At 47.1% G+C, this 10,590-nt stretch carries 5 protein-coding genes; 2 read left to right on the top strand and 3 right to left on the bottom strand.

What is annotated here, in order from left to right; all coding sequences use genetic code 11:
* Positions 1–124: 124 nt before the first annotated feature.
* From VIP81_RS02740 to VIP81_RS02730, 3 genes are all read right to left on the bottom strand, one after another.
* Positions 125–1,624, bottom strand: a complete 1,500-nt coding sequence (locus VIP81_RS02740) for an ArnT family glycosyltransferase (RefSeq protein ID WP_331956947.1) — start codon at positions 1,622–1,624, stop codon at positions 125–127.
* 142 nt (positions 1,625–1,766) lie between these two features.
* Entirely contained in the window at positions 1,767–4,163 is a 2,397-nt protein-coding gene (locus VIP81_RS02735) for an ABC transporter permease (protein ID WP_331956946.1), read from the bottom strand.
* 344 nt (positions 4,164–4,507) lie between these two features.
* A complete protein-coding gene (locus VIP81_RS02730) occupies positions 4,508–6,580 on the bottom strand; it encodes an alpha-N-acetylglucosaminidase (RefSeq protein WP_331956945.1) in 2,073 nt (690 codons plus the stop codon).
* A gap of 95 nt (positions 6,581–6,675) precedes the next feature.
* Here VIP81_RS02730 and VIP81_RS02725 point away from each other — a divergent pair, with 95 nt between their 5' ends.
* Both VIP81_RS02725 and VIP81_RS02720 read left to right on the top strand, forming a co-directional pair.
* Positions 6,676–9,225 (top strand): cation-translocating P-type ATPase, encoded by a 2,550-nt coding sequence (locus VIP81_RS02725; protein ID WP_331956944.1) that lies wholly within the window; start codon positions 6,676–6,678, stop codon positions 9,223–9,225.
* A 27-nt stretch (positions 9,226–9,252) separates the two neighbouring features.
* Positions 9,253–10,227: a D-glycerate dehydrogenase gene (locus VIP81_RS02720; protein ID WP_331956943.1), complete on the top strand. Its 975-nt coding sequence runs from the start codon at positions 9,253–9,255 to the stop codon at positions 10,225–10,227.
* The last annotated feature ends 363 nt before the right edge of the window (positions 10,228–10,590 follow it).

The following is a 10,590-nucleotide window of genomic DNA, read 5'->3' as shown; positions in this document are numbered from 1 at the left end:
TGTACACCCGTAAATCCAGGTGGATATCCGATTGTTATTGTAAATCTACCCCTGTTTGCATTACTGAACAATGACGGGAATTATCCGGCACAATGATGGTGATCATTTTTTGAGATGATCATGGTCAATCTTTCAGTAGGGGCGGATGATAATCCATACAGCGGAATACCAGGAACTTCCTGACCACACGGCCATGTTGCTTTACTACAATGGGTGGCAGGGGAGTAATAGCGTGGAAGAAAGGAGATAATTTTTTTATAAAGGCCAGTTCATCTACAGCATCATTTACATCCGTGAGAGAGTTTATAAAGATAGCATTTCGTCCCCTGAGGGCATTAATATCTGTTCCAATAAAATCAAATTGCAAGGCATTTTCCCCCATAATATTTTTAGAATACACCATGCGCCCCAGGTATAAATTGAGCATCGCACTGGTTTTGTAATCATCAGCAGAAAAAATAAAATCATCCGGATATTCCGCTGCCAGCTCCTTTACACCTGCGCCTAAGCCACTCCAACCTATCATGGTATCATCAGAATGAATAGGTACCGGGTAAAAAATGATTTCTACCGCCAGCGCCAGGTGAACCACCAGGGAACAAATCCACTGCCAACGCAGGTATTTTAAAGTGACCCAGGTACTCACCCAGATAATACCCGTTATGTACGCCGGCATCATCCAGTTGATCTTCACCCAGTAGATGGGAGATATCAGGAGAAATATGCCGAAAATGGGAACAAAGAAACACAGCAAAAACAGTTGTGACGCCGGAATACGCGTAATATGCCATTTGTATTTACGCACAAATTTATAGCCGTAATAACACAAAACACCCAGTAATACCGGCAAGAGAATAGCTGCCTGGTGGCCAATGACGCCGAAGAAGTCCAGCGGATGGAATTCTATCCCTCCTACCCGTTCGGAAGACTGAAACCGGAAAGAGGCAAAATTGTTATCCACATTCCAGATTACCACCGGTAAAATAGTGAGGCAGAATAAAAGGATGCTGATAAAAAACCAGGGCGACCATAAATACCGGCGATGCTGCTGCGAGAGTAACAGATACAGCACGGCACCTGCAGGCAAAAATATAGCGGTATACTTACTATCAAAAGCCAGTCCCATAGCAATTCCTGCCCATATCCAATATGCTTTTCTTTCTTCAAATACCGCCTGGTAAACGGCGATGAGAGAAAGGCACCAAAAAAACAGTAAGGGTACATCCGGCGTAGATACCAGCGATAAAATAGTCACCATCAATGTGGAATACAGCCATAACAACCCATTCCGGGCCCGTGACCTGGAAAGGAAGCAACGCGACAACCGGTAAAACGCCAGCAGGGTACCTATCGTGACGAGGGTATCGGCCAGCTTGATCACAAACACATGCCGGCCAAACAAGTCGGTAAATGCACGCAAAATCCAGGCAATAGCCGGTGGATGATCAAAATAGGAAAGCGCGAAATGTTGCCCGTAAAAATAATAATAGGCATCCTGGGGCATAGCGCCCATTACACCGATAAAAGAAAATCTCAGTAAAATGATGAAAGCAATGGCAAAGGCCATCCATTTATTTGCTACGATATAGGCAATAAACCGATTATCTTCCGCTGATTCCTGCATATGAAATGCTGACAGTTAGAGTTGTGACAGATGATGTGATAAAAACAATCTCACAATCTCTGTGCCGCTTGATAAGCACAGAGAACTTGTTTAACTATAATTAACACACCAGCACATTTTCTGTTCACCATTTCACAGCGAATCAATCCGCTCTTAAACTGGTAACCGGGTTAGCACGGGCCGCCTGCCATGCCTGTAAACCCACCGTAGCAAAGGCAATCAGCAAAGCCCCTACGGCAGCCAGCGCAAACAACAACCAGCTGATTTGTACATGATAAGCAAAATCCTGCAGCCAGCGCTCCAGTAAATACCAGGCCACCGGCGTAGCGATAATGGCGGATAAGATCACCAGTTTGAGGAAATCTTTTGACAACAAAGCCACAATACCTCCTACACTGGCTCCCAACACCTTGCGGATCCCGATTTCTTTGGTACGCTGCTCCGTGATATACACCGTCAGCGCCAATAAGCCCATCACAGAAATAAAAATAGAGATCACGGTAAACACATAAATAATATATCGCACCCGGCTGTAATGGCTGAAGAGCTGCTGGAAATTATCGTCGAGGAAAGAGTAGCGCAGGGGGAATCCTGGTTCCACCGTTTCCCATAGCTTATTGATAGCTCCCAGGGTTTTATCCAGGTTGGCGGTATTTACTTTCACGAGCAAGGCGCCTCCCGACTGGTAAGTACAATGTGCATTGGAAATACTATACAATGTAGGACGGATGTAGCTATCAAAACCCTGTACCTGGAAATCCTTTACCACCCCCACAATTTCATAAGGTATGCTGTCGCAGGCAGCAAAACTGATCCTCGAACCCACCGGCGCCGTCACGCCCAACGTTCTGGCAGCTGATTCATTGATGATAGCGGTGTTGTCCTGATCTTCCGGATGTTCATCACTAAATGCTCTCCCCATTAATATCTGTATGCCCAGGGTCAGGAAAAAATCGCTGCTCACCCGCACCGAGGTAAGCGATTTATTGCCACCACCATACCTGAATGTGGTGGAAGAGGTATCTACATTTTCACTCCCCGGAACAGCGGTTGTTTTGGAAACGGCGATGACTCCCGGGATCTGCAACAGTTTGGCCCTGGTTTTTCCAAAATCATTTTCACGCGTTTGCTGCATGGCCTCTATCTGCACTACCTGTGCAGGATTAAAACCAATATCCCGGTGCTTCATAAAATCCATCTGATGAGCCATCACCAGTACGCTGACAATGAAAAACACAGATACCGCAAACTGCACAACAATCAGCGAATGACTAAAACGCTTTCCGGTGGCGCCCATACTGAAGTTACCTTTCAGCACAGCGGTCGCCCCCTGACGGGCAAATATCAATGCCGGATATAAACCTGAAATCAGCACAATAGCCACCAAAGCAGCCGCACATTGCCATAACATGCTGTAGGATTGTATTTGACGGAAGAAGGATAACGACAGGTCGAACGTACGGTTAAATACCGGTAACATCACCACACATAAGCCAATGGCCAGCAACAGACTGATACTGCACTGTATAGATACCTCCAACAGGAATTGCCCCAGTATTTGTTTACGGCTGGAACCGAGCACTTTTCGTACGCCTACTTCCCGTGAGCGCTGCAATGTTTTTACGAGCGACAGGTTGCTGGAGTTCAGCGCGCCGCTCAACAGCAGCAAACCCGCCAGCAGGAAGAGGATCATGGTAGTTTTAAAAGGGCTTTTACCAAATCGCGGAAAATTATGGATGTCCTTAACCGGATCGGTCAACAGTGAAGGGGTTTGCCCTGACTGCAAAAAAGCAGCATAGCTTTGATTGCCTTTCTTTTCATGATACTCATAAAAAATACGATTCACCTTATCTTCCAGTGCTGCCACCGGCATTGGCTTACCCAAACGCACATACGAAATATAGGAAATATTGCTCCAGGCATTGTCAATGCCGGCCGTCATCGGATTGCGGAGAATCATGCTGGCATGCAAATGGGTAGGACCTTCCGGCATGGCGATGATGCCGGTTACCGTAAAAGGTATGTTGTTATAGATCTGTATCACTTTGCCGATAGGGTCTGCATTGCCAAACAACTTATGGCTCACCTCTTCCGAAAGCAGCGCCGATGCCGGCTCCCGGAATGCCGTAGCGGCATTGCCCGCCAGCAGGCGATAGGGAAATACCTGTAGAAATCCACTGTCTGCCATCAACACATCTTTCTGATATAATTTCTTATTACCATGACTGATCAGCAGTTCATAATTACCAGATGGCTGTACACGGGTATAGGCCGTTATTTCCGGCATATGCTGTTGCAGGAAAGGCGCCAGCGGCGCCGGTGCAGGGTTGTTCGCAAAATTGCCGGCCGATTGCCGGGATACGCGGTACACCTGTTTTAAAGAAGGGTCCCACTGATCGTAACTCAGTTCGTAATTCAGATACAATAAAATAATCAGGAAACTGGTGAGGCTGATCGCCAAACCACCGATGTTAACAAACGAAGTGAATCTGTTTTTCACCAGGCTTCTGAATGCGATTTTACAATAGTTCCTGAACATTGCATAAGGATTTGCCCATTATAAATAAAAAAAGTGCCGGATTACGGCACTTATGATAATCAATCATTTACATATTTAAGTAGCCGGAATCCTGTCCAATTCAGCACGTGCTGCGTTCATTTATGAACAGCGAATATTGTCTTTGTTCAGGATTATACTGATTTTGACGATTTTCAGGATTTTATTTTATGATTTTTTAAGATTTTAAAAGGATTAGCGAAGATCAACATGAATATCCTAATAGATCTTTGCTAACCCTTTTAAAATCTTTTCCAATCCCCTCAAAAAAAATCATCAAAATCATCAAAATCAGTATAATCCTGAACAAAGACAACCTTCGCTCCTTACTGCTCCGTCCATTTCTTCTCCCACTGGAAGAAGTCAGGCGTCGGCGTATCCTTGCCCTGCAACTGATCGGTCAGCGCCGCGATATACATTTTCCAGCGGGGAATATAAAAGCTGCGCATCAGACCACCCCATTCCTTATTGGCGTATTCGTGCAAATCGGTAGCTGGATTATCCGGCCCCCAATAGGTGATTTGGGTTTTCGCATTCTTTACCAGCAATGCTTTTTCTGCCGGTGTTTGCCCCAGATTTTGTGCGGCACTCACCCAGGTATCCAGCCGGAAATGCCTGTTGCCATTGAGCAACAGATCCTGTTGCTGCATGAGCGACAAAAAGCTACCGGAAGTTTGTTTAAATGCAACGAGGTCTTTTCCAGTAAATGCTGCTACCATGTCCGCGTAAATTTCTTCTCCGCGGTTGGCATTCACCTGCCGTTGAAAATCGATCGCATCAATTTCATAGGTAGCGTTATTTTTCATCGCCGGAGCGGCCTTCATGAAAGTGGCTACTGCTGCGGCAAAAGCTTTGGTATCGTAATTACGTTTACGCGTACCCCAGGAAGATACCGGCACATCTTTCAGGGTAGGACGGGCACAAAAGACGGATTCATTAGGCCCTTCCTGGTATTGTGGGAAACTGCTGTAGGCAGTAGCCACCAATCCCTGCCACGCGGCCTGTATTTGGGCATTGTCGGTACCATAACGGTAACGCACATATGATTTTATCCAGTCTTTCACTTCCACCTTTTCCCGATGCCAGGCCAGTTCCAGGATCAGGTCATAAATAACCGGGTTGTTGTGGATACCTTCGGGCATAATGCCTACGCCTTTAAACAGGGAACCATAGGGGCTATGTGCAGCACGCCAGGTTTCATCTGCGAAACGTTGCAGCTTACCATACAGTCCTGCTTTTTCTCCGAAGTTATTCACACTGCACCAGATAAAGGGGGTGCCTTCATATCCTTTACGGGTTTCCCAGTTGGCAGTATTTTCGCCAAACAGTTCCTGCACCAGTATCTTCGACTTATCTAGTCCTGCTAACAAAGCGCCGGAAGGATTGGCCTGCCAGCCCTGCAATACCCAGGTACTACCCGGAAAATGGTGTTGCATCGTTTGCTGAATGATGCCGGCAGCAGCCGTTACATCCACTCCCTGTGTGATACCGCCTTCATGAAAAGGATCGCCGGCGAAAAACCGGATATGACTGCCGTATAATTTTTTGAGTTCTTCGTAGTAGATGCCGGCAATTTTAGTGAAGTTGCTATCGCCGGGGATCAGGAAATCAGGTCGCTGAAAGCCGCCGGCCCATTTGCCCTGTTCCACCACTTTCACCGGCATTTTCCCTTTCAGGCTCACCGGCACCATGCCATAGAAGCCCTGCAGAACGGGGGCAATACCCAATCCGTTCATGCGTGTCAGTATTTGTTTTTCCAGGGCGGTCTGCTGATCTATCATCTGCTGTGTTACCGGTCCCCCCCAGCCTTCGAGGTTGCCCATGAGCCACCACGCCGTAAAGCCTGGTCCTGCTACAAAGCGCCGCGCTTCTTCGCTGCTGTAGCCCAAACGTTCCAGCGTATGCTGCCACACGGCCTCGGTACCCATGGTGGCCAGCATCACATTTACGCCGTTCAGCGCCATCCAGTCCAGTTCATGCTCCCAGTCTTTCCAGTTGTAATAGCTCATCGTATAGCTGATGGTACAATAGTTCAGCGCATAACGATAGTCATAAGTCGTATTGATATGCACCGGCGTTTTTACCGCAGGCAGTGGAGACACCGGAGAAAGATTATCTCCCATATGCGACATGGAACGGTGACAGTAATATTTCAGGTACCAGTTGAGCCCTGCAGCAGCGGCGCTGGCACTGGAGGCGGTAATACGCACTTCCTTACCGGGGGTGGCTATTTCAAATACATCTTTACCATTTTCTGCCGGTATACTTTTCAACACCAGCGATGTTGCCAGCCACGGCACCCGGCGTTGCGCCAGTTGCTGCACAGCGGGATAGTCCTGCGCAAACACCGTGGAAGACAGGCATAGGAATAGCCCTGCCAGTAACTTTTTAGTTTTCATTTGTTTCACTGTTAGTATTATAAAGAAGGTAAATGTAATAATCCAATTACATAATTCGTAAATTTAGTGAAGCACTCTTCACTAAAACTACTTACATGGCAGGACAGATGAATCTACCGGAGTACATTAAAGGTTTGGATGATGCGGAAGTGGCCGCCGCCAGGCAACGGTATGGCAGCAATACCCCACCTGTCTCCGATAGTAACCCGCTCCTGCACCTGTTAAAGGAAATCCTGGCAGAACCCATGCTACTGCTGCTGATAGCCGTTACCGTTATTTACTTTATAATGGGAGAACTGGGAGAAGCATACTTTATGCTGGCAGCCATTGCACTGGTATCAGGCATCTCGTTTTACCAGGACAGCCGCAGCCGCAAGGCATTGGAAGCGCTGGAGAAAATGAATGAGCCATTGAGTAAAGTAATCCGTAACGGCGTGGCGAAAAGTATTCCTACCAGCGAAATCGTTACCGGCGATATGATGCTGGTATCTGAAGGTAATACTATCAACGCCGATGGGGTGATTGTACACAGCAACGATTTCTCCGTTAACGAATCTGCACTGACGGGGGAAGCCTATGCCGTGTTTAAACAGTCAGACGCCGAAGATAACCGTGTATACAGCGGTACCCTGGTAGTATCTGGTCTGGCTATTTGTGAAGTACAACAGGTAGGCGCACAAACCAAAATAGGACAACTGGGCGCATCTATTCTAAACATAAAAGAAGAGCCTACGCTTTTACAGTTGCAGATTCAACAATTTGTGAAATGGATGGCCGTAGCCGGTGTGATCGTTTTCCTGGCGGTGTGGCTATTTAACTATATCCGCAGCGGCAGCTTAACCGACAGCCTGTTGAAAGGATTAACACTGGCCATGTCTATTTTGCCGGAAGAAATACCCGTTGCCTTTACCACCTTTATGGCACTGGGTTCCCGCCGACTCATGCAAATAGGCATCATTGTAAAAAAGATTCGTACGGTAGAAGCGCTGGGGAGTGCCACGATCATCTGCACAGATAAAACCGGTACCATCACGGAAAATAAAATGAGTTTGCCCGCCATTTATCGCGCGGCAGATCATTCGCTGTACGACGCTGACCATTTGCCGGCAGATGTGATTACCATGGCCATGTGGGCCAGTGAGCCGGTACCTTTTGATCCTATGGAGAAAACACTGCATGGGCTGTACGAAAAAATGACGACCGCAGATGAGCGCGCTGATTATAAAATCGTACATGAGTATCCGTTAGCAGGTAAACCGCCTATGATGACACATATTTTTGAAAACGAAGCGGGTCATCGCATCGTGGCGGCAAAGGGAGCACCGGAAGCCATCATATCGGTTTCTCATCTCCCGGAAATAAACAAACAACAAATCAATGAACAGGTAAATGCGCTGGCACAAAAAGGCTATCGGGTGCTGGGAGTTGCTACAGCCGATTTTTCCGGCACCGACTATCCCGCAGCCCAACAGGATATCCCCTTTACCTTTGTTGGGTTACTGGCATTTTATGATCCGCCCAAAGCCAATATTGGCGAAGTATTCAGTCATTTTTACCAGGCAGGGATCGCGGTAAAAATCATTACCGGCGATAATGCTGTCACCACCTGCGCTATTGCGCAACAGGCAGGTTTGGAACATGCAGACAAAGCCATCAATGGCGACATGCTTATGCAGATGGATGCTACACAGATGCGGCAGGCATTACAGTCTGTCAATATTTTCACCCGCATGTTTCCTGAAGCCAAACTTGCCGCCATCAATGCACTGAAGGCAGACCAGGAGGTAGTGGCCATGACAGGCGATGGTGTAAACGACGGCCCTGCATTGAAGGCGGCACATATCGGCATTGCCATGGGAAAGAAAGGAACAGAAATCGCCAAACAGGCCGCAGCACTGATTCTTATCAACGATGACCTCAGCGGCATGGTAGATGCCATCGGTATTGGCCGGAGAATTTATACCAATATAAAAAAGGCGGTGCAATACATTATCTCCATCCATATTCCGATCATTCTTACCGTATCGCTTCCCCTGTTTCTCGGCTGGATCTATCCAAATATATTTACACCCGTACATGTTATTTTTCTTGAAATAATCATGGGCCCCACCTGTTCTATTGTATATGAAAATGAACCGATGGAAGCCAATGCCATGTTGCAACCACCACGTCCTATTACACAAACTTTTCTCAGCTTCCGGGAAATGAACATCAGCATATTACAGGGACTGCTGATTACAGCAGGTGTGTTAAGTGCCTACCAGTGGAGCATTTCACAGGGATATGATGAGACAGCTACCCGCAGTATGGTGTTCACCACGCTGGTACTCGCCAACATTTTTCTTACCTTGGTAAACCGTTCGTTCTACTATTCCTTTATACGCAGCATGCGCAACCGCAATAAATTAATGGCAGGCGTTATTCTGATTACGCTGTTGCTGCTAGCCGCTATGTTATACGTTCCGCCAGTGGCGCGTTTCTTCAGTATAGCCGCATTACAGCTCCCGGAATTACTGATATGCGCCGGTATCGGCGTCCTATCAGTAGGATGGTTTGAAATATGGAAACTATGTAAACGACAAATATATTCCCGGCGTAAACAGCGCGTGAAAGCGCTGACCGCAGCGATCACCGGCCATCACTAATCAGGCATCACAAAAAGAAAATATTATATGAAGGTATTTACAACAAGGGTAATTCCGGAAGAAGGGCTCACTATCCTTCAGCGTGCAGGCATCACCGTTACACAGTGGACAGAAATGAGAGAACTTACCCTGGAAGAAATGATCGTGAAATGTAATGAAAATGATGCCCTCCTTTTTGCCGGTGGCAGAAAAATAGATCGTCCTTTTATGGAGCAGTGCCGGCACTTAAAAGTGATTGCACTGCTCTCCGTAGGCTACGACAACGTAGACGTAAAATCCGCTACAGAACTGGGATTACAAATTACCAACACGCCCGGGGTACTGAGTAATGCCACTGCCGATACGGCCTTTTTATTAATGTTATCCGTTGCCCGGAAAGCGTTCTATCACCATAAAAGAATCGGACAGGGAGCATGGGGATTTTCTACACCTACCGCTAATCTGGGTATTGACGTAGAAGGAAAAACACTGGGTATATGGGGATTGGGCAATATCGGTACGGTGATGGCTAAACGTTGTCGTGCTGCATTTGGCATGAAAATAATTTACTGCAACCGTCATCGAAATGAGGCCGCAGAAAAAGAACTGGATGCCACGTTTGTATCGTTCGATGAGCTGTTGCAACAAAGTGATGTCATCAGCGTACATACTTCCCTCACACCAGAAACAAAAGAGAAATTCAATAAAGATGCTTTCAGCAAAATGAAGCCTGGTGCTATTTTTATCAACACGGCACGAGGTGGCATTCATAATGAAGCAGACCTGCTGGCGGCATTGCAGCAAGGGCAGATATGGGGCGCCGGGCTGGACGTCACCAATCCAGAACCCATGAAAGCAGACAATCCCTTGCTGGACATGCCTACGGTAGCTATTCTACCACATATAGGCTCTGCTACACTGGAAACACGGAATGCCATGTCGCGCATCGCCGCACTAAATGTAATCGCGGCATTTGAAGGTAAGCCTGTACCCAATCCTGTGAACCATATTTACTCGCTGTAAAACATCATTCACGCTTTAAACTCAATACCAGATTAGCCAGGGCAGCCCGTACCGACTTCACGCTGATGGTGATGAGCACCATCACAAAAATGATCACAGCGGGCCACAAAAAACTACCCGGTCCCAGCGTATATTCCGGATACACACCCAAGTGAACGGCCGGCCACCTTACTTCGTTACCGCATAAACAAATACCGGGACTGATTGTTGGCTTAATACAGATTCATTAACTTTAGTTAAAGTGCTTCACTATGAAAAAGGTCGCTATCATCGGCGGACTACGCATCCCTTTCGTTAAGTCCTTCAAGGAATACAATCATATCAGCAACCAGGAAATGCTGACTACCTGTTTGAATACACTGG

It is taken from the genome of Chitinophaga sp. (assembly GCF_036566945.1).
Taxonomy (GTDB): Bacteria; Bacteroidota; Bacteroidia; order Chitinophagales; family Chitinophagaceae; genus Chitinophaga.
Note: the sequence above shows the minus strand (reverse complement) of the source record. Positions and strands in the feature narration are given on the sequence as shown.

Coding starts and splice junctions, on each gene's coding strand:
- VIP81_RS02730 (WP_331956945.1), bottom strand. CDS start 6,580: ATGAAAACTAAAAAGTTACTGGCAGGGCTATTCCTATGCCTGTCTTCC.
- VIP81_RS02725 (WP_331956944.1), top strand. CDS start 6,676: ATGGCAGGACAGATGAATCTACCGGAGTACATTAAAGGTTTGGATGAT.
- VIP81_RS02720 (WP_331956943.1), top strand. CDS start 9,253: ATGAAGGTATTTACAACAAGGGTAATTCCGGAAGAAGGGCTCACTATC.
- VIP81_RS02735 (WP_331956946.1), bottom strand. CDS start 4,163: ATGTTCAGGAACTATTGTAAAATCGCATTCAGAAGCCTGGTGAAAAAC.
- VIP81_RS02740 (WP_331956947.1), bottom strand. CDS start 1,624: ATGCAGGAATCAGCGGAAGATAATCGGTTTATTGCCTATATCGTAGCA.